The 20632-nt window shown below is 66.5% G+C and carries 28 protein-coding genes; 11 read left to right on the top strand and 17 right to left on the bottom strand.

Annotation, left to right across the window (positions count from 1 at the left end; all coding sequences use genetic code 11):
• Positions 1-12 precede the first annotated feature (12 nt).
• The 4 genes from OG817_RS25420 to fdxA all read right to left on the bottom strand — a co-directional run bounded on the left by OG817_RS25420 (position 13) and on the right by fdxA (position 1929).
• Complete coding sequence (locus OG817_RS25420; protein ID WP_406047130.1) at positions 13-444, bottom strand: hypothetical protein; 432 nt, start codon at positions 442-444, stop codon at positions 13-15.
• 83 nt (positions 445-527) lie between these two features.
• Positions 528-896 (bottom strand): cupin domain-containing protein, encoded by a 369-nt coding sequence (locus tag OG817_RS25415; RefSeq protein ID WP_406047129.1) that lies wholly within the window; start codon positions 894-896, stop codon positions 528-530.
• On the bottom strand, positions 896-1597 hold the full coding sequence (locus tag OG817_RS25410; protein WP_406047128.1) for a helix-turn-helix transcriptional regulator: 702 nt from the start codon (positions 1595-1597) through the stop codon (positions 896-898). Before OG817_RS25410 ends, OG817_RS25415 begins: the two co-directional genes overlap by 1 nt.
• Positions 1598-1602: 5 nt before the next feature.
• On the bottom strand, positions 1603-1929 hold the full coding sequence (gene fdxA / locus OG817_RS25405; RefSeq protein ID WP_406057507.1) for a ferredoxin: 327 nt from the start codon (positions 1927-1929) through the stop codon (positions 1603-1605).
• A gap of 87 nt (positions 1930-2016) precedes the next feature.
• Between fdxA and OG817_RS25400 the strand changes: the two genes are divergently transcribed.
• A complete protein-coding gene (locus tag OG817_RS25400; protein WP_406047127.1) occupies positions 2017-2742 on the top strand; it encodes a DUF2249 domain-containing protein in 726 nt (241 codons plus the stop codon).
• Entirely contained in the window at positions 2735-3142 is a 408-nt protein-coding gene (locus tag OG817_RS25395) for a hypothetical protein (protein ID WP_406047126.1), read from the top strand. Before OG817_RS25400 ends, OG817_RS25395 begins: the two co-directional genes overlap by 8 nt.
• A gap of 48 nt (positions 3143-3190) precedes the next feature.
• Here the strand turns inward: OG817_RS25395 and OG817_RS25390 are convergent, their stop codons facing one another.
• The 6 genes from OG817_RS25390 to OG817_RS25365 all read right to left on the bottom strand — a co-directional run bounded on the left by OG817_RS25390 (position 3191) and on the right by OG817_RS25365 (position 8301).
• Complete coding sequence (locus OG817_RS25390) at positions 3191-3556, bottom strand: DUF488 domain-containing protein (protein WP_406047125.1); 366 nt, start codon at positions 3554-3556, stop codon at positions 3191-3193.
• A complete protein-coding gene (locus tag OG817_RS25385; RefSeq protein WP_406057505.1) occupies positions 3553-3903 on the bottom strand; it encodes a MarR family winged helix-turn-helix transcriptional regulator in 351 nt (116 codons plus the stop codon). The genes OG817_RS25390 and OG817_RS25385 overlap by 4 nt, the downstream gene beginning before the upstream one ends.
• Before the next feature lie 46 nt (positions 3904-3949).
• Positions 3950-4381 carry a hypothetical protein gene (locus tag OG817_RS25380; RefSeq protein ID WP_406047124.1) on the bottom strand — a complete coding sequence of 144 codons (432 nt, stop codon included), beginning with the start codon at positions 4379-4381 and terminating at the stop codon, positions 3950-3952.
• A gap of 163 nt (positions 4382-4544) precedes the next feature.
• Positions 4545-4925 (bottom strand): NAD-dependent epimerase/dehydratase family protein, encoded by a 381-nt coding sequence (locus OG817_RS25375; protein ID WP_406047123.1) that lies wholly within the window; start codon positions 4923-4925, stop codon positions 4545-4547.
• A gap of 179 nt (positions 4926-5104) precedes the next feature.
• On the bottom strand, positions 5105-7849 hold the full coding sequence (aceE, locus tag OG817_RS25370) for a pyruvate dehydrogenase (acetyl-transferring), homodimeric type (protein ID WP_406047122.1): 2745 nt from the start codon (positions 7847-7849) through the stop codon (positions 5105-5107).
• Positions 7846-8301, bottom strand: a complete 456-nt coding sequence (locus OG817_RS25365) for a universal stress protein (protein WP_406047121.1) — start codon at positions 8299-8301, stop codon at positions 7846-7848. Before OG817_RS25365 ends, aceE begins: the two co-directional genes overlap by 4 nt.
• Before the next feature lie 180 nt (positions 8302-8481).
• On the opposite strand from OG817_RS25365, the gene OG817_RS25360 reads away from it, so the two are divergent.
• The 3 genes from OG817_RS25360 (at position 8482) to tal (ending at position 12003) form a co-directional block, all read left to right on the top strand.
• Positions 8482-9723 (top strand): PucR family transcriptional regulator, encoded by a 1242-nt coding sequence (locus tag OG817_RS25360; RefSeq protein ID WP_406047120.1) that lies wholly within the window; start codon positions 8482-8484, stop codon positions 9721-9723.
• Positions 9724-10580: 857 nt separating this feature from the next.
• The gene (locus OG817_RS25355; protein WP_406047119.1) at positions 10581-10778 is read left to right on the top strand and encodes a hypothetical protein; all 198 of its coding nucleotides are present in this window, start codon (positions 10581-10583) and stop codon (positions 10776-10778) included.
• Positions 10779-10833: 55 nt separating this feature from the next.
• Positions 10834-12003 (top strand): transaldolase, encoded by a 1170-nt coding sequence (tal, locus tag OG817_RS25350; protein WP_406047118.1) that lies wholly within the window; start codon positions 10834-10836, stop codon positions 12001-12003.
• Between the two features lie 151 nt (positions 12004-12154).
• Here the strand turns inward: tal and OG817_RS25345 are convergent, their stop codons facing one another.
• The 5 genes from OG817_RS25345 to OG817_RS25325 all read right to left on the bottom strand — a co-directional run bounded on the left by OG817_RS25345 (position 12155) and on the right by OG817_RS25325 (position 15010).
• Positions 12155-12994, bottom strand: a complete 840-nt coding sequence (locus OG817_RS25345; protein ID WP_406047116.1) for a rod shape-determining protein — start codon at positions 12992-12994, stop codon at positions 12155-12157.
• Entirely contained in the window at positions 12991-13356 is a 366-nt protein-coding gene (locus OG817_RS25340) for a TraR/DksA family transcriptional regulator (RefSeq protein WP_406047115.1), read from the bottom strand. The genes OG817_RS25345 and OG817_RS25340 overlap by 4 nt, the downstream gene beginning before the upstream one ends.
• Positions 13357-13720: 364 nt before the next feature.
• Positions 13721-14311: an ArsR/SmtB family transcription factor gene (locus OG817_RS25335; RefSeq protein ID WP_406047114.1), complete on the bottom strand. Its 591-nt coding sequence runs from the start codon at positions 14309-14311 to the stop codon at positions 13721-13723.
• Positions 14312-14331: 20 nt separating this feature from the next.
• Positions 14332-14817, bottom strand: coding sequence for a hypothetical protein (locus tag OG817_RS25330; protein ID WP_406047112.1), 486 nt, complete (start codon positions 14815-14817; stop codon positions 14332-14334).
• Between the two features lie 61 nt (positions 14818-14878).
• Positions 14879-15010 (bottom strand): hypothetical protein, encoded by a 132-nt coding sequence (locus OG817_RS25325; RefSeq protein WP_406047111.1) that lies wholly within the window; start codon positions 15008-15010, stop codon positions 14879-14881.
• Between the two features lie 188 nt (positions 15011-15198).
• On the opposite strand from OG817_RS25325, the gene OG817_RS25320 reads away from it, so the two are divergent.
• A complete protein-coding gene (locus tag OG817_RS25320; RefSeq protein WP_406047110.1) occupies positions 15199-15696 on the top strand; it encodes a DUF2505 domain-containing protein in 498 nt (165 codons plus the stop codon).
• Here OG817_RS25320 and OG817_RS25315 read toward each other — a convergent pair.
• Positions 15691-15909, bottom strand: coding sequence for a hypothetical protein (locus tag OG817_RS25315; RefSeq protein ID WP_406047109.1), 219 nt, complete (start codon positions 15907-15909; stop codon positions 15691-15693). The two genes, OG817_RS25320 and OG817_RS25315, sit on opposite strands and share 6 nt — an antisense overlap.
• The gene (locus OG817_RS25310) at positions 15896-16081 is read right to left on the bottom strand and encodes a hypothetical protein (protein ID WP_406047108.1); all 186 of its coding nucleotides are present in this window, start codon (positions 16079-16081) and stop codon (positions 15896-15898) included. The genes OG817_RS25315 and OG817_RS25310 overlap by 14 nt, the downstream gene beginning before the upstream one ends.
• 114 nt (positions 16082-16195) lie before the next feature.
• Between OG817_RS25310 and OG817_RS25305 the strand changes: the two genes are divergently transcribed.
• The 5 genes from OG817_RS25305 to OG817_RS25285 are packed head-to-tail and all read left to right on the top strand — an operon-like array spanning position 16196 to position 20631.
• Positions 16196-16564: an ArsR/SmtB family transcription factor gene (locus tag OG817_RS25305; protein WP_406047107.1), complete on the top strand. Its 369-nt coding sequence runs from the start codon at positions 16196-16198 to the stop codon at positions 16562-16564.
• On the top strand, positions 16561-17034 hold the full coding sequence (locus tag OG817_RS25300; RefSeq protein WP_406047106.1) for an NADH-quinone oxidoreductase subunit B family protein: 474 nt from the start codon (positions 16561-16563) through the stop codon (positions 17032-17034). Before OG817_RS25305 ends, OG817_RS25300 begins: the two co-directional genes overlap by 4 nt.
• The gene (locus tag OG817_RS25295; protein ID WP_406047105.1) at positions 17031-19046 is read left to right on the top strand and encodes a proton-conducting transporter membrane subunit; all 2016 of its coding nucleotides are present in this window, start codon (positions 17031-17033) and stop codon (positions 19044-19046) included. Before OG817_RS25300 ends, OG817_RS25295 begins: the two co-directional genes overlap by 4 nt.
• A complete protein-coding gene (locus OG817_RS25290; RefSeq protein ID WP_406047104.1) occupies positions 19043-19981 on the top strand; it encodes a respiratory chain complex I subunit 1 family protein in 939 nt (312 codons plus the stop codon). The genes OG817_RS25295 and OG817_RS25290 overlap by 4 nt, the downstream gene beginning before the upstream one ends.
• 5 nt (positions 19982-19986) lie before the next feature.
• On the top strand, positions 19987-20631 hold the full coding sequence (locus OG817_RS25285) for a hypothetical protein (protein ID WP_406047103.1): 645 nt from the start codon (positions 19987-19989) through the stop codon (positions 20629-20631).
• Position 20632 lies beyond the last annotated feature (1 nt).

Raw genomic sequence — 20632 nt, 5'->3', positions numbered from 1 at the left:
ATCAGGTGGGAGTCACTGCGCCACGAGGAGGCAGATTCCCAGCGCCGTCAATGTGAGCACCTTGGCCGCCTCGAGACCGACGTAGTAGAGGTGCATGGTTGACCGGGGTGGGTACTGACCGGCGAGGACGTGGTCGGTGCGCCGGTTGAGTTGAGGCCGGATGATGATGAGCTGTCCGGCGAGGATGACCAGGATCGCCGCGGTGAGAGTCGCTACGGCCGCGGTCGGCCGCCCTATGACGATCGCTGCCAGCGTCACCAGTGCCAAGGCGATCTCGACACGGTTCAGCGCGCGGAAGACGATGCGGCCGATACCGAGGCCGATCGGAATGTCGACCCCGGGGGCGCGGAATTTGAGTGGTGCCTCCAGGAACGAGATCGCGAACACCATGCCGAGCCAAATGAGGACGGCGGCGGTTGCTACGGCGGCTGGTGCGGCGTTCAACATTGCTCCTCTCGGATCCAGTGATGCTGCGTCTGCGATCGCTTGACCGTGGCGGCTCGCGGCCTGAGCGGGGGCCAATGGCCCTAGGCAGCTGGCCAGCCGGCGATGCGCGCGACGAATTCAGGAGGCGAGGCGACGATCATCATGACTGCGGGTTCGGTTCCTGGGTTGGTCAGGCTGACTCGTTCCCCGGTGGCGATGTGCGCGATGGCGCCGGGGGCGAGACTGTGTCGCTGGTCGCCTTGCCGCAGGTCGATCGAGCCCGACAGGTGGACCAGAACGATCTCGGACGGCCCGTGGTCGTGTTCGGGCAGGCCGCCACCGGGCGGGATCCATACCTGGACCATGGCGATGTTGTCGGAGGTCTCTGCGGCGACGAGAACCTCCATCGTCGGACCTCCGGGGATGGGTGCCCGGCGCCGAGGCGTGGTGCCGATCCTGGTGAGGTGCATCAGGTGCTCCTGTTGGGGCGCGGGCGGGTGCTCACGCCGGGGTCGCGGCTGGGGGAGAGGTGAACGATGCAGGCGTCGGGTTCGGCGAACGGCTCGAGGCTGGTTGCCGTGATCGGTGCGCGGATCTCGGTGAGGGCACCTTGCATCAGGCCGAGATGCAGCGGACACAAGGTGGACGAGAACTCTTCCGCGAGCTCCAGGAAGGGGCAGTGACGCAGTCTGATGCGTTCGGCTGCGTCGCCGTCGGCTTCCGGGGCGAATCCCAGGTCGGTCATCATCGCAGTCAACCGCTGGGTGGCCTCGGCGACGCCGGGCTGACGGGATGGGGGAATGTGCTCGACGAGATAGCTGCCCCAGTTGCGGCCCGCGGCCTCGGCCGCGGCGCCTCCATCGGGACTCGTGGACAGTTGGCCGAGAAGGATCTTGGCCAGCAGGTGGTACTGACGACGGCCTCCACGGTCCATCCCGGGATGTGGCGTGTGCACGGTCCGAGGCCGGCCACGGCCGGTCGGTTCCTCGAGGCTGCGATCGACCAGTCCTTGCGTCACAAGTGCGTCGAGGTGGAAGCGGACCGTGTTGGGGTGGATGCCGAGCCGTTCGGCGAGCTCGGTGACACCCAGCGGTGCGTCGGAGGCTCGCAGGGCTTCTAGCAGTGCCTGCCGGCGTGGCTGGTCGTCGGCCGTCTGATCAGTCCTGGTCATGGAGGTCAGCTTGCCTGCTCCTGCGGCGGCAGCGCCGCGATGAGTGGATGGTCATGGTCGATGGCGCCTATCTTGAAGGCTCCGCCGGGGGAGCCGAGGTCGTCGAAGAACCCGGCGTTCGCGGCCTGGTAATCCTTCCACTGCTCGGGCAGGTCGTCCTCGTAGAAGATGGCCTCGACCGGGCACACCGGTTCACAGGCACCGCAGTCGATGCACTCCTCTGGATGGATGTAGAGGGAGCGCCCTCCTTCGTAGATGCAGTCGACCGGGCACTCCTCGACGCAGGCGCGGTCCTTCAGATCGACGCACGGCAACGCGATCACGTACGTCACATCAGCCTCCCTCATCAGACGCTTGTAATTACTACAAATATCACATGTAATAATCATTGAAAACAGCGATGTGAGGAGAGTGGCACGATGCCGGCTTCGGAGATCTTCATCCAGGCGACCGAGACCGACCCGGACGTCATCGCTCGAGGTGCCGTCCAGGAGGCCCACGAGCGACTGCTGACCGGACTGGCGGAGCTGACCACAGCACAGCCAGTTGCCCAGGGCGCCGAGCCACGGTCTGCGGAGTTGGTGGACTTCTGCCTCCATGATGTGCGTCGATACCTGGCTACTGCGGATCGGGATCTCTATGCGGCCGCCTCCCAGGACGATGAGACTCGGCTTCTGGTCGAGGCTCTCCGAGTCGGAGCCGCAGCACTCAACGCTCAGATCGACGAACTGGCAGCCGCTGGCCTGGTCGATGCGGCGAGGCTCGGCGTGATGATCACGGCGACCCTGGATACCCACCTCCAGATCGAGGAGTCGGTGTTGCTGCCCGCACTTGCCGGCCTGCCGGGGGTGGATCCGTCGTTGCTGGCCGCAGACCTGCAGGCCTACCTGGCTGGGGAGCAGGTCGAACAGCCGACGGTCATCGACGTACGGCGAATCGCGCGCGGCGGCCGCCATCCACGCGTCTTCGCCCGGTATGCCCGGCTGGCTCCGGGAGAGGCGTTCATCCTGGTGAACAGCCACGACCCCAAGCCGTTGCGCCGGGAGTTCGAAGCCATTCACCCTGGCGCCTTCAGTTGGGACTATCTGCAGGCCGGGCCTGAGGAATGGCGAGTCCGGATCGGCCGGGTCGCCGCTGATGCCTGAGGAGTCCACGAATGATTCAGCTGACGTCCTGCCTGAGCGGCCGACGGTGCGGGTGCTGCTCGACGTGCACGAACTCGTCGATGACTCGCCTGTGCCGTCTGGTGCCCGGTGGACGCTCGCCGAGCCGGGGCGCCAGCTCGACGCGAATCTCATCCATCTCCCGGCCGGGCAGCGCGTGGACACCCACACCGAGCCGGATCTCGACGTAGTACTCGTCGTCGTCGCGGGTGGCGGCACCGTCGGAACACCCGACGGAGAGCAGACTCTTGCCGACGGCAACGTTGTCTGGCTGCCCCGTGGCTCGACCCGCAACATCACGGCCGGCGACAGCGGTCTGTCCTACCTGACCATCCATCGTCGTCGTCCAGGCCTGCAGATCAGGAAGCGCCCCGGTCAGTAGCTTGCCGGCGCCACCCGGCCCCGTCGATTGGCCCGGCCAGTGAAGGGGTCAGTGTGGCTCGCTCAGCAACCGGGTCAGGACCGCCGCTTGGCTGTGGTCCACGTCCCTGGTCGCCGTCACCAAAGTCAGGGCGTCGCGTTTTGCGAGCGTGCGCAGGTGGTCCAGCGCGGTCCGCCCGGCCTGTGTTGCCAGCTCGTCGCGATAGCGAGCCTCGAACTGCTCGAACCTCTCGGGGACATGGCCGTACCACTTGCGAAGTTCTGTGGAAGGTGCGACGTCTTTGGCCCACTCGTCGATGGCGGCCGCCTCCTTGCGGATACCGCGCGGCCACACGCGATCGACCAGGACCCGGATGCCGTCGTCGGCCGCGGGCTGATCGTAGATCCTGCGGACCCGCACAGTGTGGCGTGTCATGCGGCACCGCCCGTGGTGTCGCTCCAGTCCGGCACTGCGAGGGCTGCGCCCACGCGTCGAAGCTCGTCGCGGTGGAGTGCACTCAGCCATGCCAAGGCTCGCTCGCCGTGCCGCGTCATTTCCACCCGGACAAACCTGGCGTCCGTCGGATGGGGTGCCTTGGTCACCAGGTCTTGCGCCTGGCCACGGTTCACGAGTTCACCAACGCTGTGATGACGCAGTTGACGACGATCGGCCAGTTCGCTCACGCTCGCCCACTCGCGGCCAGGCACCCCTTCAACGCCAGCATCAACTGGTACTCCTGAGGTGTCAGGCCGTGATTGCAGGGCGGCTGGGTGTTCTGTCATCACCTCGGCCGCCGGCCGCCTGGTCTGGCTTTCCTGCTGCCGATCGTCAGGAGCTGTGTCGTGGTGGCGTGTATTTGGTGGCGAGGCGGGCTAGTGCGATTGCTGCGATGAGGAGGCCGAAGTCGCGTAGGGCGACGTCGTAGAAGCCTGAGAGTGTGAGGAGGTTGATGATGATGCCGATGAGCCAGGCGGCGACGAGCAGTGCGCCGTAGCGGGGGATCAGGGCGACGGCGATGCCGGCGACGATTTCGATGACGCCGATGACGTACATGGCGTCTTGTCCGGAGCCGGGGACGATGTCGTTGATCCAGGGGGCCAGGTAAGCGGGCCAGTCGGTGAGGAGGTTGGCGAACTTGTCCAGGCCGAACACGATCGGTGCCACCGTGAAGACGGTTCGCAGGACCAGGAAGGCCTGGTACGCCGGGTCCGAGAGTGCCTCCCGGCTTGGTGTGCGGGCGGTGCGCCCCTCAGTGCTCATAATCTGCTCCTTCTAGAGGCTCGATGTACTTCCATGGTTGTCTGACGGCCACGGACTAGCACCGCCCCCCGTCGGCTGACTTAAAGCCTCGCTGGTTGCCGATGATCGGCAACGCGCGCAAACGTCAGAACGTTGGTCAAGGCAACGTCTCCGCGCCGATGGTTCATGAGAGCCATCCCCGGGCCACCGCCGACCAATTTGGCAAGAGCCACGGGCATGTGCTTCGGTGGCGGAGCGCCTGGCAATTCGGCGAGGATGGCAGCCACTCGCGCACCGGTGCCGGCTCGTCATCGACGATGTTGAGCACGCCGCGCGCGTCGCTGTGCAGCGCAGCGACGATCGCCGTCGCCGCGTCGTGGACGTGGTTGAAGGAGAAGATGCCGTCGCCGGTCCCGATGATCGGCATCTTCCCAGCCCGTACCTCGCAGACGAATGATCCACGGGCGCCATAGATCGTGCCAGGGCCGTAGAGTTCCCCAACCCGCAGTACCAGCACATCTGCCTGCCTGGTGCGCTCTTCAAGCGACCGCAGGGCGGCGAACATCGGGGCGACCGGCGGCGCTGTACGAGCCTGCCAACCCGATGACCTCGTGGCCCGTTGAGGTGAGTAAGGGCAGCAGTTGGCGGCCGATGGCGCCGGTTGCACCGGCTACGAAGACGCGCATGGTTCCTCCTGGAAGAGTCGGATCCCGTGTTCGAACACAGGGCGTCATTGTTGGGGTGTCATCGCCGCGTGTCGCGGCGTTGGTCCTGGAGTTCGTCGGCCAGGCCGTAGATCGTCATTGCCTGCCGCGGTGCCGAGTCATCAACGTCGCCCACTCTGACCAGCTGCTGCAGAACCCGGACGACGATGGATTGCGCGTCGATTCCGAAGTGGCGGCGCAGGGCGGCGCGGGTGTCGGAGTGGCCGAATCCGTCGGTGCCCAGCGATGTCCATGGCCTGCGGACGAACGGGGCGATCTGGTCGGGTACCGCGCGGACCCAGTCCGAGACCGCCAGGACGGGGCCTGCGGTTTCCTCCAGCCGCCTCGTGACATAGGGAATTCGGGGAGGCTGGTCGGGGTGAGACTGGCTCCATTCGTCGGCGGCGAGTGCGTCGCGGCGTAGCTGGGTCCAGGACGTCACGGACCACACATCGGCCTGGACGCCCCAGTCGGTTTTCAGGAGGCGTTGTGCTTCCATTGCCCAGGGCATCGCGATGCCGGAGGCAAGGATCTGCGCTCTCGGGCCGTCGCCTTGCGGGGCAGAAGAGTAGCGGTGCATGCCGGCGAGGATGCCGTGGATGTCGACGTCGGCGGGCTCGGCCGGCTGCGTGATCGGCTCGTTGTAGAGGGTGAGGTAGTAGAAGACGTTCTGGTCTTCGCCGGGTCGCGCTTCGCCGTACATGCGGCGAAGGGCATCGTCGGTGATGTGGCCGAGCTCGAACGCGTAGGCTGCGTCGTAGGCAACACAGGCAGGGTTGGTAGATGCCAGCAGCAACGAATGGCCGTCCTGATGCTGCAGGCCCTCACCGTTGAGGGTGGTGCGGCCGGCGGTGGCGCCCAGCAGGAAACCTCGGGTCATCTGGTCGGCCGCGGCCCAGAGTTGGTCACCGGTGCGCTGGAACCCGAACATCGAGTAGAAGATGTACAGCGGGATCATCGGCTCGCCGTGGGTGGCGTACGACGTACCCGCAGCGGTCCATGACGCCGCGGAGCCGGCCTCGGTGATGCCCTCGTGGAGGAGCACACCTCGGATGTCCTCCTGATAGCTCAGTATCTGCTCGCGGTCCACCGACAGGTAGGTCTGTCCGTGGGGGGAGTAGATCTTCTTGGACGGGAACAGGGAATCCAGGCCGAAGGTGCGGGCCTCGTCGGGGATGATCGGCACGAACCGGTGACCGATCACAGGGTCTTTCATCAGTTCCTTGAGCAGCCGGACGAACGCCATCGTGGTGGCGACCTCCTGCCGACCTGACCCGCGACGGGCGATCGCGTACGCCGCCTCTCGCGGGAGCGGGAGCGGTTTGCCGGCAACTCTGCGGGCGGGCAGGTGGCCGCCGAGGGTGCGCCGCCGTTCGTGCAGGTATTCCAGCTGTGCCGAGTCTTTCGGTGGCCGGTAGTAGGGCGGCTTGACGGCGTCTAGGGCGGTGTCGGGGATGTCCAGAAACAGCCGGTCGCGGAAGCCTTTGAGGTCGTCGATGGTGAGCTTCTTCATCTGGTGGGTCGAGTTGCGGCCCTCGAAGTGGGAGCCCAGGGTCCACCCCTTGATGGTCTTGGCCAGGATCACGGTCGGCTGGCCGGCGTGTTCGGTCGCGGCCCGGTAGGCGGCGTACAGCTTGCGATAGTCGTGTCCGCCGCGTTTGAGGTTCCATATCTCGGTGTCGGACAGATGCTCGACCATGGCAGCGGTGCGGGGGTCGCGGCCGAAGAAGTGCTCGCGGACGAATGCACCGGATTCGGCCCTGTAGGTCTGGAAGTCGCCGTCGGGTGTGGTGTTCATCAGGTTGAGCAGCGCGCCGTCGGTGTCGGCGGCCAGTAGTGGATCCCATTCCCGGCCCCAGATCACCTTGATGACGTTCCAGCCGGCGCCGCGGAAGTACGACTCCAGGTCCTGGATGATCTTGCCGTTGCCGCGAACGGGACCGTCGAGACGCTGAAGGTTGCAGTTGACGACGAAGGTCAAGTTGTCGAGTTCTTCACGGGCCGCCACGCCGATCGCGCCGAGCGACTCGGGTTCGTCCATCTCACCGTCGCCAAGGAAGGCCCAGACCCTCTGGTCGCTGGTGTCCTTGAGGCCACGGTTGTGCAGGTAGCGGTTGAAGCGGGCCTGGTAGATCGCGTTGAGCGGGCCCAAACCCATCGAGACCGTGGGGAACTCCCAGAAGTCCGGCATCAGTCGCGGGTGCGGGTACGACGGCAACCCACCGCCCTGTCCGGCGTGGGAGAGTTCCTGCCGGAAGCCGTCGAGCTGATCGCTGGTCAGTCGGCCTTCCAGAAACGCGCGCGCGTAGATGCCTGGTGAGGCGTGGCCTTGGAAGTAGATCTGGTCGCCGCCTCCGGGTGCGTCGTGGCCGCGGAAGAAGTGGTTGAAGCCGACCTCGAACAGCGCCGCGGCCGAGGCGTACGTCGAGATGTGGCCGCCGACACCGATGCCCGGGCGCTGCGCACGGTGGACCATGACCGCGGCGTTCCATCGGTTGTAGGCCCGGATCCGTCGCTCGACGTGCTCATCGCCAGGGAATGTCGGCTCGGCGTCGGGTGCGATCGTGTTGAGGTAGTCGGTACTGCGCAGGTTGGCGACACCGACCCGGCGGTCGCGGGCTCGCTGCAGGATGCTGAGTAGCAGGTACCTCGCCCTGTTCTGCCCGGCATGGTCGACCACCTGGTCGATCGATTCCAGCCACTCCTGGGTCTCTGACGGGTCCAGGTCGAGCAGTTGGCTGTGCAACCCAAGGCTTTCTGGCAGGCCTTGCGGCGTGGGGGTCATGACTGCTCCTTCGGGTCCGAGAGTTCGGCCGGTGACGTGCCGGCGAAGCGGAGCCGGCCGGCCAATGAGGACGTGGCGGACCCCGCTCGGAACGGACGGATCACGGCCACGGGACAGACAGCGTGCTGCAGTAGCGTCGGCACCGGGGGGCCGACGAACAGGTCAGTGGTGACTTTGATGTCGGGGGCAACTTCACGCGCATGGGCCGCCGCCTCGGCGAGGATCCACTCGGCGGCCGATTGGAGGTCGAGGTCGGCATCACCGACGAAGGCCATGTCCAGTGCGTTGCTGATCATCGGCCGGCTGAAGGCGTGAACGATGCGCAGGAGGCAGTGCCTCGACGACGCCTCTGCGGCGGCCCAGGCCAGCGCGCCCTGCGCGGACACCGATCCGTCGACCCCAACCAGAACCGATCCACGACCCCGATTGTTCACTGCAGTTGCGTTCGTCATGTCGCCGCTCCGCTTCAGCTCTGGATGTGCTGCGGCTTCGACTGTGCCGGTGCAACGGCGCCACAGGTACTGCGACGATCGGCGAACCTCAGGACGCACAGATGGCCGACGCCCGGCAACGATGCTGTAATTGGACAGCGCCGCACAGCCGCGGCGGTATCTCACGCGGAGGGGAGTGAGATGAGCGACTACGGCGGGCTACCAGGACTGAGCGACAGTGCCCCGAACAGCGCCGACGAGGCCTGGTTGACGGCGATCGCGCAGGCGGCCGCCGGCGACGCACAGGCGCCGCTGGAGCTGCTCGTCGAGTACCTCACCCTGCTCGCGGATGCTGCCATCTCCGGGCGCGGTCCGCGGGAACACGAGCTGGCGATCGTGCGTGAACTCGGGCGTCGCGCAGCAGAGCAGGGCATCCCGGCGGGACGAGTGGTCGATCTGTATCTGTCCGCAGCGTGGCGGATGTGGCGGGACCTGCCCGACGTCGTGCCGTATCGCGACCGCGACACGGTCCGCGCTTCGGCCCAGGCGGTACTGCGGGCCGTCGGTGAAGCGATCGCGGTACTCGTGGACAGCTATCAGGTCGCGACCAAGCAGCTGATCAGACAAGAGGAGGCGCTGCGCCGCGAGTTGATCGACGATCTGCTCCGTGGCGACGCCGACGTCTCCCGGATGGTCGAGCGTGCCGAACCGTTCGGGCTCGATCTCGGCCGGCCCCACCAGGTGGTCCTGGCTGCCCCCGCGGACGGGCTGCCCGACGGCGACACGACAGCCAGCATGCTGGAACGGTTCATCCTCGACCAGTTCGGGGACCGCGAGGTGCTCGTAGCCACCAAAGAAGGCATGTTGGTGATGCTGCTCCCCGCAACCGCCCCCACCCGGGCCCCCCGCACGACCATCAAAGACGTCGGGGACCTCGTCCACGATGCGTTGGTCGGGCACCGGCGCGGCCGTACCTGGCGTGTCGCTGCCGGCCGCTCCTATCCCGGCTCCTACGGCATCGCCCGTTCCTATGAGGAGGCGCGCGAGGCATTGATGCTCGCTGAGCGGCTGCAACTCGATACGCCCGTGGTCGATGCCCGCAACATGCTCGTCTACCGGGTTCTGATTCGCGACCAGGCCGCCATCGTCGATCTCATCCAGGCTGTGCTAGGCCCGCTGACGCACGCACGCGGCGGTGCCGAGCCTCTTCTTCAGACCCTTGAGGCGTACTTCGCGACCGGTGAGGTCGCCACGGAGGCGGCCCGGCGCCTGAACATGTCGGTCCGCACCGTCACCTATCGGCTGGACAAGGTCAAGACCCTGACTGGACACGACCCCGGCGACCCAGCGCAGCGGTTCACGCTGCACATCGCCGTGCTGGGCGCACGCCTGCTCGAATGGCCTGCCCGGGACCTTCCCTCCGGCGCAGAGGCCCAGGCCTGACCTGACCCGGGCTGCGTCTCAAGGGCCATCGTTGCCGGGCGTCGGCCATCCGGGCGGTCACAGGTTCGCCGATCGTTGCCGTACCCGTCATCGCCACACGGCGGCACAGTCGTTACTGCACGAGCAAGACCCGGACTTCGGCTCAACCAGAGCCGGACACCGACGGACTGCGGCTCGTGTGTATGACCGAGTCACGGGCCGTTCTTTCGGGATCCGCCCGCCGCCGCAAGGAGGTTTGTCGTGGACCAATCAGTCGTAACCCGCCTCGGCGCGCCCGACGCCAGGGTGCGGGGGAGCAGGCCATGAGGGCCCATCGGGTCGTCTGGGTGCTCTTCTGTGCAGTGCTGGGCGCACTGGGTGCAGTCATGGCTCTTAGTTGGTCACTCACAAACGTCATTTTGCTTCTCGTCCTCGCGTCCCTCGCGGGCGCAGTCGTGGCCACGGTCGCTTTGGCAGACCCCGACGGTCCCACTCGGCTTCCACGGGACCGACGACGGATCGTGTCCGCCAGCACAGCCCTCGCTGCGGGTGGCACGGTCTCGTTCATCGGCCTGGGCACCCTGGTAGGCGCGGCGACAGCTGTTTTGCTGCTGGTCATCGTAGTTGCGGGATCGCCTTACGCGATTCGCTACTGCGTTCGCTGGCTCCGCGAACATGGCCACCTCGCCGAGTCGCCGCTACGGTCTGTCCGGCCGGATCGTGCCGACCGCCCGAGAGCGTCCGTCACGGCACCCATCCTGAAGACCGAACCAGACCAGGCACCCATGCCCCAGGTCGCGCCGGGTCTACTGAGCGACGAAGCCCTTTGTGTGGCCTGGCGGGCGAGCTTTTCGGCTCTACAACGGGCGAGGTCGCCGATGCATCGACTGCGGATCGTCGATGAGCGCCGAGCGTATCTCGACGAGATCGAGCGCCGCAGCGCCCACGGCATGGCAGCGTGGCTGGCGTCGGGACCGAGAGCTGCGGGAGATCCCACCAGGTTCGTGCTCGGAGACGGCGCGGCAGGTCGCGCCCGCATCGACTGGGACGACTTGCTCCACGACACGGACAAGTGAACAAACCACAACGCGACAGCTGCGTCTGGCGGATGCCAGGGAAATCGGGAAGACGATGACAAAGCTTCAACATCTCTACCGCCACTTCGGGCAGAGCCCCTGGCTGGACAACCTCACCCGTGCTTCCCTGCGTGACGGCACCCTGGAGCGCATGGTCGCCAACGGGGTTCGCGGCGTCACTGCGAACCCGACGATCTTTGCCAGAAGCATCATCGGCTCCCATGACTACGACGAACAGTTCTCGGAGCTGATCGATGCCGGCAGGTCGGTGGAGGAGGCTTACTGGGAGTTGGTCATCTCTGACGCCAGCCAGGCCCTGACAGTCCTTCGTCCAGTCTTCGATCGCGGTGATTGCGTCGACGGATTCGTGTCTGTGGAGGTGTCTCCAGCGCTGGCTCACGACGCTCCGGGCACGACAACGGCCGCGCGCTGGCTGCGCGGGCGTATCGCTCAACCGAATCTGCTCGCGAAGATTCCGGCAACCGCAGAAGGCGTTACCGCCATCGAAACGCTGACCGCTGAAGGCAGCAGCATCAACGTAACTCTGCTGTTCTCCCTGTCTCGCTACGCGCAGGTCATCGAGGCCTATCTGTCGGGGCTGGAGAAGTTCACCGCGAACGGCGGTGATCCCTCGACTGTCAGCAGTGTCGCCTCGTTCTTCGTCAGCCGGGTCGACACCGAAGTTGACCGGCGACTCGAGGCGCTCGGGACCGACGAGGCGCTGGCCCTGCGCGGCCACGCCGCAGTCGCGCAGGCCAAACTGGCCTACCGGTTCTTCACCAATGAGTTCTCCACAGCCCGTTGGCACCGGCTCGCCAGGATGGGTGCGGATGTCCAGCGGCCACTGTGGGCTTCGACATCCACCAAGAATCCCAAGGACAATGACACCCGCTCCGTCGAGGAACTCATCGGCCCCGACACGGTCACTACCTTGCCCGAAGCAACCATCGCTGCCTTCGAGGACCACGGCACGATGGCTTGCACCGTGGACACCGGACTGCCGGAAGCAGTCGAAGTGATGGTGCGACTGGCGGCGGCCGGAATCGACATGACTGCTGTAGGCCGAACCCTGGAGGACAACGGCATCGCCGGCTTCGACAAGGCATACGAAGATGTGCTGGCGAAGCTGACCCACCTCGCGGCAGCCCCGCAGACACGTGGCCAGACCAGCGCGAAGGGTTCTCCGGATGCCTCTCGACGACGCAGCCACACCCGCCGCGGCTGAACCTATCTCCCTCGCCGGGCACGACACCCCGACCACGGCGCAACAGCCAGCGAGCTTGAGCCTGACCTCCGCCGTGATGTTCGTGTCCGACGTGGACCGGTCGGTTGCCTTCTACGCGGATCTGCTCGCATGGACATTCGCCGTCCACGAACTACGGGTGGTGACTTCGGACAGACTGTTCGGTACGGATCGAGGGGTGGTGGTCGGCGGCGACCATAGCCAGACCCGCGCCGCGGACGGCGGCGGACTGTGGTGCGGGAGCTGGACGCACTGGGGCCCCCAACAGTTTGGCAAGCCGGTAGGTGATCTCCGGGCGGAGCGCGCCGCCTCCGGTGAGGAGTGGCCCACGGTCCAATGCGTCGACCACCATCGCAGCGCAGTCAAGGCGCAGGAGATCAGTGACGACCGTGACGATCGACTCCACGAGCTCGGCAACGGTCGTGGTCGCGCCAAGATCGGATGTTCCCACGTCCAATCGCTGCGCGCACATCACGACTCCGTCGACCAGCAAAGCCACCTCCGTCAGGCCTGCTCCGATGTCCAGCACCAGTAGTGGTCGGGCCATGCCGGCGCCTGCTCCGAGCGCGGCGGCCTTCACACTGTCGATGGTCAGCACGACCCTCGCGTCGAGAACCTCCAGGGCGGTGCGGGCCACGCTGATGTGCTGATCAGCGGACAGGACCGGTGTGGTCAAGACAACCAACGAGTAGTGGCCGAGGCCAGCTCGGCGGCCGAGAAGGCGTTCGAGTACGCAGGCAGCCCCCGTGGGGTCGACGATGACGCCGCGGTTCACGGGACGACGGCCACCGTCAGCGCCCGACGAGGCGATCGTGGGATCGTCGAAGATCAAACCGTGGTCGGGCATCCACGCCCTGGTGCGGGCGCTGCCGAGGTCGATCGCTACGCCGAACGACCGCTGGCTGGCCGACCACGTACCGCGCCGCCGCAGCGCTCTCGTACGCGGGGACGGCGTACGCGGGGACGGCGTCATGAGCCAATCCCCTTGAGTTGGTGGCACGGGCCGCAGTACCGCGCGTGGGGCAGGATGCGCAGGCACGCCAGCGGAATGGGCCGGTCACAGAGGCGACAGCTGCCGTACTCGCCGGCGTCCATCCGGCTCAGTGCGGCGTCGACATCGGTGAGCACCATCTGGGCCGCCGCGGCAAGAGCGGCCAGCACCTCTTCACGTGCCTGTTGGTCGGCAGGCAGATCGTCGAGGCTTGGCCAGGTACCTGCGAGGTGGGCGAGTTGCTCCAGCCGGAACGCGCGCTCAGCACGAAGCGCTCCTCGGAGCGCGACCAGGTCCTCGGGATCTAGCTTGACTTCGTCGAGAACGGCGAACGTGTAGCTCAAGACTTCACAACCTTTACAAGGCATCAAAAGAAGAACGAAAGTAGACGCCGCTGCCTCCAACGGAGTCATCTGTTATGCACCGTTCGCCCCAGTTGCGCCTAGCCTCCAACCATGCCCGACACCGACCGCGGCCACCATCGGGACCAGCACCCATTTATCGAGGTGCTCAGTCATCTTGAGCCCGGCTTCGACAAGGCACCGGCGAACGTTCGCTTCGTGCTCGCCCGCGGTGGCGTCGGCGCGAACATCGGAAGCGCCCGACCTTTCCTACCGGGAGGTAGTAGTCGGCGTAAGGACTTCCGGCCTGTGTTCGTTCAGAGCACGGGTCGCGCCAAGCCGCGCTCACGTCGAGTTGTTGTGCAGGTCAACGATCAGGCTGGGGCGCGGCCAGTGGTTCCTGGAGGTCCTCGAGCAGTTCGACCTGACCGGACAGCATCCCGGTGAGGATCGTGCGGGCGACTCTGAGCAGTTCTGTGATGTCGGGGCTCGTCAGTGAGTAGATCACCGTCGAGCCTTGCTTGCGGGTCGATACCAATCCGGATCGGCGTAGCACGGCCAACTGCTGGGACAGACTCGTCGCCTCGATGCCGACATCGGACAGTATTTCCGCAACCGAGTGATCGCGCTCGCTCAGCAGCTCCAGCACGCGGATGCGCGCGGGATGCCCGAGCGTCTTGAAGAACTCAGCCTTGACCTGATACAGAGGTCTGCTCACCCGACGCACCTCCGACTCGGCAGCGGTGGCGTCACCTCTCCGGCGCCGACGTTCCACAGCTGAAAATCTATCATTCCCTGCACATCTGATCACTTGCAGAAGCCGTGAACCAGCTGCCAGCGCCACCCGGCTCAACTCGATGAAGCCGAGGCCCTCGACAACCCATGCCTCCGGCAGCGCGTCGAATTCGCCGCCGATCGCTGGCAGGTCGACCGCGGCATGCGAGGCGGGAGCGCGCAATTGGTAAGACCTGTGGATCGTTACGATCGTCGATCGTTGTGGCTGTCTCGGACCTGTGCCATGAAGCGTGCCGTCGCTCGTGGATTCCGAAGCACGTGCAGTTTCGCGCCTGTGGCGTGCGTCGTGAGCGCGTTGATGAGGAGCGGTCGGTGCCGTCGGCGCCAGGACCATACCCAGAGCCAGAAATCGGCACGTTCCCGCGAGCGGCGCATCGCTTGCCAGGCGCAACGCGGAAAGGAGTAGTCGAGCAGGAGGACGGTGTCCGCCGTGTGGAGTCGGACGTCGAGGACATCGTAGGGCCCGAGGTCGCCGTCCATGATCCACTGGTCGGCGCGGGTGAGCTCGCCTTGAAGGACGGCCCAACGATCACGGGGAGTCGCTTCCAGGCCCGGTCCCCAGAAGTGCTTGTCGAGTTCGATGACGGGGAGCCCGGTCGCGGTGCCCAGGGTCGTTGCGAGGGTTGACTTCCCTGCGCCGCCACGGCCGAGGATCACGACGCGTTTCATGAGCGCAATCGTGCCAGAACGCTCGTCATCTCATCGGATCCCGCACCGGCTCCCACCCCTGTCAGGCGGCGTCGACGGCGCTGCGCTCGACGAGATGCCCGTTCTCGAAGCGCGCGCATTGCTCGGCGGGAACGACGCGATGAGCCTTCTCGCCTTCGCGGGTGCGGTAACGAGCCCCGGAGACAGCGATCACGCCGACGGGGAGGTTCGTGACTTGTGTACCGTGACTGGCCGGCAGCGTCTTCTCGCCGTGATGACGCCGACCACGTCGACGAGCTCGGGTTCGGCCGGCGCGACCAGATCCGAGTCTGGGGGTGATCGCGTCATTGCCCGACACAACGAATCGGTGCCTTGTGGTCGCACTCGGTGTAAACATGGATCATGGATCTGACTCTCGTCACGTCGTACGACGCCTCGCCGGAGGAGGTGTTCGCGATGATCACCGACGTCACTTTCCAGGAACAGGTGTTCGAGCGTCTGAGGGCGCGGTCGTACGACGTCGAGGTGGGGGACTCCGGTGGCGATCGGGCTGTCCGAGTCCACTGGCAGACGCAGCCCGTTGATGTGCCGGTCGTCGCACGAAGGCTCATCGGTCAGTCGCTTGTCTTGGCGCAGAACAAGATCTGGCACCGGCCGGACGTCGACGGCGCGCGGGAGGCGGAGGTCGATGGCGAGGTGGCCGGTGCGCCGGTGAGGCTGACGGGCAGGACGCGGATCACCCCAGAAGGACGAGGGACAACCCAGGCTTTCGAGCTGCACGTGACCGCGTCGCTTCCGGTGGTGGGCAAAGGGCTCGAGCAGGTCATGGCGGACGCGGTCCGGGTCAGGCTGGAGAGCAAGTTCGAGGTCGCGTGGTCCTGGCTGGCCGGCTCACTATGAGGTTGCTGGGTCCGAGTCCTCGTCGGGCAACGGGCGAACGTGAACCCGGGAGCCTGCGGCCGCGGCTTGGCGGACGAGTTCGGTGACTCCGGCGGCGTCGGTCACGGTGCGGGTGGGCGCGTCGGGCTCGCGGGAGGTGTAGGTCACTTCGTAGAGCAAGGCGGTCGCTCTCTTCGTGCGCTGGGCCGGACTCGACTGGTCAGACTTCTTCACCGGGCAGGTCGGCCGGAACGGTCACCCCGTTCTCCATGGCCAGCCGGAGGAGACTGTCGAGTTCGCCTGAGTAGATGCGCTCGGCGTCGAGGTCTCCGGTGTCCCGGGCGGTGCGGAGCTCCCGCCGGGCGGCGACGATCCGCTGCCGCACTTCCTCGGTGAACGCGTCCATGGTCTCCGTCCGGCCGTGAGCTGTGCCCCCACCGTACACAAGAGTTGCAGAATTCTTCAATTCATGATCGCATGCATTGCGCATGACATGTAGTGACGGAAGGGCGGACGCCTAGTGACCACACCGCTGCACCAGCTGAAGGCGGAGTTCTTCAAGACCCTCGGTCATCCCGCCCGGATCCGGGTGCTGGAGCTGTTGAGCGAGCGGGAGATGGCGGTCGGTGAGTTGCTGCCCGAGCTTCCGCTGGAGGCCTCGAATCTGTCGCAGCAGTTGGCAGTCCTTCGCCGAGCTGGCCTGGTCACGACCCGGAAGGACGGCTCGCAGGTCTACTACTCGTTGACCAGCCCGCACGTGGCCGAGCTACTCGCTGTCGCGCGAGTGATCCTGACTTCGGTTCTGTCGGAACAGGCGGAGCTCTTGGACGGTCTTCGCGCAGACGCGCTGGCGTCGGGTCGATCCCGGGTTCGGCGGGCGGCGCGGTGAGAGCGCTCGCGCGGAAGATCCGCGAGATCGGCCGAGTGGCCGAGCCGGCGCCGGAGCGGGCTGGCGCCGGAGATGCCGTACTGCGTGGATCGGTCCAGGTACGGCATGTCGATGCCGGGTCGTGCAACGGGTGCGAGGTGGAGATTGGTTCGGCGTTCGGACCGGTGTACGACGCTGAGCGGTACGGCGCCAGGTTGGTCGCTTCGCCGCGGCACGCGGATGTGTTGTTGGTGACGGGACCGGTGACACGGAACATGGCCGAGCCGCTGCGGAAGGCGTACGACGCGACACCCGCGCCCAAGCGAGTTGTCGCGGTCGGCGACTGCGCTCACGACTGTGGCGTGTTCGCCGGAGGATACGGGGTCGAGTGCGCGGTGGGTGAGGTGATTCCCGTCGACGTTGTGGTGCGGGGATGCCCGCCGGAGCCGTCGCAGATCGTTGAGGCGCTGCGGGACCTGACCGGACGATGACGATCGGTTGGGCGCTGCTCGGCGTACTGATAGTAGCCGGGCTAGGAGCGCTGGGCGCTGTTGCCGCCGGTCCGCGTCCGCGGGCCGTTGTGGCGGGCCTGTCGACGGCCGCGGCTGGGGCTCTCGGTGTGCTGGTCGGCGTACTCGCGATCACTGGCGCGCCGTACACGGCGACAGTGCCGCAATTGCTTCCGTTGAGCGAGGCAGTGGTCGCCGTGGACGCGCTCTCCGGAGTGTTCTGTGTGTTGATCGGTGGTGTCGCTGTCATCGCCGGGCTGTACAGCATCGGCTACACGGATCACGCGGGGGAGACCGGTGCGGGCTCGCGGACTGCTCAGGCTTTGTTGCCGCTGTTCGTGGCGGCGATGATCCTGGTTCCGGTGGCTGGGAACGTGACGACGTTCCTGGTGCTGTGGGAACTGATGGCGCTGACTTCGCTGGCGCTGGTGTTCGCCGAGCACCGGGTGCGACCGGCGGTGCGTGACGCAGGTGTCTGGTACGGCGCGATGACGCACGCCGGTCTGGTGGCGATCCTGCTCGGTCTCGTGCTCTTCGCATCGAGGGCAGGAAATGAGTCGTTCGATTCGCTTCGAGAAGCACAGATGCCGGCCACGATCCGGTCGGTGATCTTCGTGCTGGTGCTGGTGGGATTCGGCTCGAAGGCCGGCATGGTGCCGCTGCATGTGTGGTTGCCACGAGCCCATCCGGAGGCACCGAGTCAGGTGTCGGCGTTGATGTCGGCGGCGATGGTGACGCTCGGGATGTACGGCATCCTGCGAGTGGGCCTCGACCTCCTCGGCGGTGGCCCTCGCTGGTGGTGGCTGCTGGTGCTGATGCTGGGCGGCTTGTCGGCGGTGTACGGCGTACTGCAGGCCAGTGTCGCGGTGGATCTGAAGAGACTCCTGGGCTATTCGACGACGGAGAACATGGGCCTGATCCTGATCGGCGTCGGCGCGGGCGGGATGTTCGCCGCCGACGGGAATCGCACGCTCGCCAGCTTGCTGATCGCGGCCGCACTGCTGCATGCGCTGAACCATGCCGGCTTCAAGACGTTGCTCTTCCTCGGCGCGGGTTCAGTCGTGCGATCGACCGGCGTACGAGATCTGGACAGGCTTGGTGGACTGGTGTCGCGAATGCCGTCCACGACCGCCCTGTTCGGTCTCGGCGCGCTCGCGGCGGCCGCGCTCCCGCCGGGCAATGGGTTCGTCTCAGAGTGGATGCTGCTGCAGGGACTCATCCATGGTCTGCCTGGCGCGGACACCGTCGTAGCGGTTGCGATGCCGCTGGCGGTCGGCGTGGTCGCGCTGACTGCAGGACTGGGGGTGGCGACCTTCGTGAAGGCGTTCGGGGTGGGCTTCCTGGCTCGCCCACGCTCGGAGTCGGCGGCGGCCGCGCAGGAGTCGCCGTGGATCATGCAGGCGGCGATGGTTCTCGCTGCGGTCGCCTGCGCCGCCCTGGCGATCGCCCCGGCATCGGTCGGGCCGACGTTGACCAAGGTTCTGGGGACGCTGCCTACTGTTCACGACGGTGCGCCGATGCGAGGTGGCGTGACGCTGCGTCTGGTAGGTGTCGAGGCGAAGATGTCACCGCTGCTGATCTTGGTCGGTGTCTTGCTCGCGGCATTGCTGGTTGTCGTGCTGATCCGGCGCGGGCTGCCACGGCGTCGGTCGCTGGTGTGGGGCTGTGGCGGTACCCGCCTCGACCCACGGATGGAGTACACCGCGACGTCGTTCGCCGAGCCGTTGACTCGGGTCTTCGACGACGTACTGCGACCGGAGTACGACGTGGACGTCACACACCATGCCGAGTCGCAGTACCTGATCGAGACTGTGCAGTACCGGCAACGAGTCGATGATCGACTCGAAGCGTCGCTGTATCCACCGATCATCGCCGCCGGGACGAAGGCCGGCGGGGTCCTGAGCCGGGTGCAGAACGGCAGTGTGCACAGATATCTCGCGCTCGGACTGGTCGGCTTGATCACCGTTCTCGTCGTCGTGGGGCTGACCACGTGAGCGTTGTCGGGGTGCTCATCCAACTCGTTCTGTTGGTTGTCGTGGCGCCGTACTTGGTCGGCCTGATGCGGCAGGTCCGGGCCCGGCTCGAGGGCCGTGCGGGCGCTGGTGCCGGGCAGCCGTGGCGGGATCTGCGCAAGCAGTTCTGCAAGGAACCAATCTCGCCGGCAGGATCGAGTGCGGTGTTCACCGCTGCCCCGGCTGTACTGATGGCGACGACCCTCGTGATCGCGGTGGTGGCACCGTTCATCACCACGGTTTCTCCGCTGGGCGACGTCGCGGATCTCTTTGCCGTGGTCGCGTTGCTGCTGCTCGGTACAGTCGCGCTGGCCCTGGCCGGACTCGACACCGGTACGGCGTTCGGCGGGATGGGCGCCAGCCGAGAGATCACGGTCGCGGCACTGGCCGAGCCGACAATTCTGCTCGCCGGGTTCGCGTTGTCCGCGCGGGTCGGATCCACGAATCTGTCCGCGATCGTGGAACGAGGCCAGCAGTCGCCGGCGAGCGTGCTGACGCCGGCGACCTTGCTCGCCGCGGTCGCGCTCGCTGTCGTCGTGATGGCGGAGGCCGGCCGACTGCCGGTCGACAATCCGTCGACGCACCTGGAGTTGACGATGATTCACGAGGCGATGGTGCTGGAGTACTCCGGCCGTGACCTCGCCTTGGTCGAGTTCGCGTCGGCGCTGCGGCTGACGGTGTTGCTGGGGCTGTGGGCGAACCTGTTCCTGCCGTGGGGTGTTGCCACGACCGACTCGCCGGTGGCGTTGCTGATCGGTGTCGCGGCGTTTGTGGTGAAGGTCGCGGTGCTAGGAGTGGTTCTTGCGACCGGCGAGGTGTTCATGGCCAAGTTGCGGCTGTTCCGGGTCCCTGAGTTGCTCGCAGGCTCGTTCCTCTTCGGTGTATTGGCCGTCTCGTCCTCCTTCTTCCTGGCGTGATCGTGATGACTCAGTGGCTCTATCTGACCTGCGGCGGCCTGCTCTTGTCGTCGGTGATGGTGTTGTGGCGGCGTGAGCTGTCGGCGATCGTGCGCCTTCTGGTCGCGCAGGGGATTCTGCTCGGCGTACTCGCAGGGATCCTCGCCATCCGGCTGGGTAGCGTCGAACTGGTCGTGGTCGGGCTCGGAGTCCTGGCCCTGAAAGCGGTCGTGGTGCCGGGGATCCTCCGCCGGGTGCTGCGTGACAGTGGGGAGGCGCGCGAGACCGAGCCGTTGATCAACGTGACCGCCTCGATCGTGGCGGCCGCCCTACTGATCTTGCTGGCGTACGCCGCGAGCCGCCCGATCGTGCGGCTCGCGCCTTCGGCGGAGACCCAGGCGGTGCCGGTAGGGCTGGCGATGGTGCTCCTCGGGTTCTTCGTCCTGGTCACCCGACGGCGCGCGCTGTCGCAGATCGTTGGATTCCTGCTGCTCGACAACGGCATCGCGACCACGGCGTTCCTGATCACCGGCGGTGTGCCCGGCATCGTCGAACTCGCGGTCTCGCTCGACGTGCTGCTCGTCGTACTCGTGTTGCAGGTCCTGACTGCTCGGCTGCGGGTCACCTTCGGCGGGACCGACATCGATGAGCTCCGGGAGTTGCACGACTGAT

Source organism: Kribbella sp. NBC_00889 (genome assembly GCF_045207705.1).
GTDB lineage: Bacteria > Actinomycetota > Actinomycetes > Propionibacteriales > Kribbellaceae > Kribbella.
This window is presented reverse-complemented; position numbering and strand designations above follow the sequence as displayed.

What these genes read in the sequence shown, in the direction of transcription:
- OG817_RS25415 (WP_406047129.1), bottom strand. Translation starts at nt 896, where the DNA reads ATGCACCTCACCAGGATCGGCACCACGCCTCGGCGCCGGGCACCCATC.
- OG817_RS25410 (WP_406047128.1), bottom strand. Translation starts at nt 1,597, where the DNA reads ATGACCAGGACTGATCAGACGGCCGACGACCAGCCACGCCGGCAGGCA.
- OG817_RS25400 (WP_406047127.1), top strand. Translation starts at nt 2,017, where the DNA reads ATGCCGGCTTCGGAGATCTTCATCCAGGCGACCGAGACCGACCCGGAC.
- OG817_RS25395 (WP_406047126.1), top strand. Translation starts at nt 2,735, where the DNA reads ATGCCTGAGGAGTCCACGAATGATTCAGCTGACGTCCTGCCTGAGCGG.
- OG817_RS25390 (WP_406047125.1), bottom strand. Translation starts at nt 3,556, where the DNA reads ATGACACGCCACACTGTGCGGGTCCGCAGGATCTACGATCAGCCCGCG.
- OG817_RS25385 (WP_406057505.1), bottom strand. Translation starts at nt 3,903, where the DNA reads ATGACAGAACACCCAGCCGCCCTGCAATCACGGCCTGACACCTCAGGA.
- OG817_RS25380 (WP_406047124.1), bottom strand. Translation starts at nt 4,381, where the DNA reads ATGAGCACTGAGGGGCGCACCGCCCGCACACCAAGCCGGGAGGCACTC.
- OG817_RS25375 (WP_406047123.1), bottom strand. Translation starts at nt 4,925, where the DNA reads ATGTTCGCCGCCCTGCGGTCGCTTGAAGAGCGCACCAGGCAGGCAGAT.
- aceE (WP_406047122.1), bottom strand. Translation starts at nt 7,849, where the DNA reads ATGACCCCCACGCCGCAAGGCCTGCCAGAAAGCCTTGGGTTGCACAGC.
- OG817_RS25365 (WP_406047121.1), bottom strand. Translation starts at nt 8,301, where the DNA reads ATGACGAACGCAACTGCAGTGAACAATCGGGGTCGTGGATCGGTTCTG.
- OG817_RS25360 (WP_406047120.1), top strand. Translation starts at nt 8,482, where the DNA reads ATGAGCGACTACGGCGGGCTACCAGGACTGAGCGACAGTGCCCCGAAC.
- OG817_RS25355 (WP_406047119.1), top strand. Translation starts at nt 10,581, where the DNA reads ATGCATCGACTGCGGATCGTCGATGAGCGCCGAGCGTATCTCGACGAG.
- tal (WP_406047118.1), top strand. Translation starts at nt 10,834, where the DNA reads ATGACAAAGCTTCAACATCTCTACCGCCACTTCGGGCAGAGCCCCTGG.
- OG817_RS25345 (WP_406047116.1), bottom strand. Translation starts at nt 12,994, where the DNA reads ATGACGCCGTCCCCGCGTACGCCGTCCCCGCGTACGAGAGCGCTGCGG.
- OG817_RS25330 (WP_406047112.1), bottom strand. Translation starts at nt 14,817, where the DNA reads ATGAAACGCGTCGTGATCCTCGGCCGTGGCGGCGCAGGGAAGTCAACC.
- OG817_RS25320 (WP_406047110.1), top strand. Translation starts at nt 15,199, where the DNA reads ATGGATCTGACTCTCGTCACGTCGTACGACGCCTCGCCGGAGGAGGTG.
- OG817_RS25310 (WP_406047108.1), bottom strand. Translation starts at nt 16,081, where the DNA reads ATGGACGCGTTCACCGAGGAAGTGCGGCAGCGGATCGTCGCCGCCCGG.
- OG817_RS25295 (WP_406047105.1), top strand. Translation starts at nt 17,031, where the DNA reads ATGACGATCGGTTGGGCGCTGCTCGGCGTACTGATAGTAGCCGGGCTA.
- OG817_RS25285 (WP_406047103.1), top strand. Translation starts at nt 19,987, where the DNA reads ATGACTCAGTGGCTCTATCTGACCTGCGGCGGCCTGCTCTTGTCGTCG.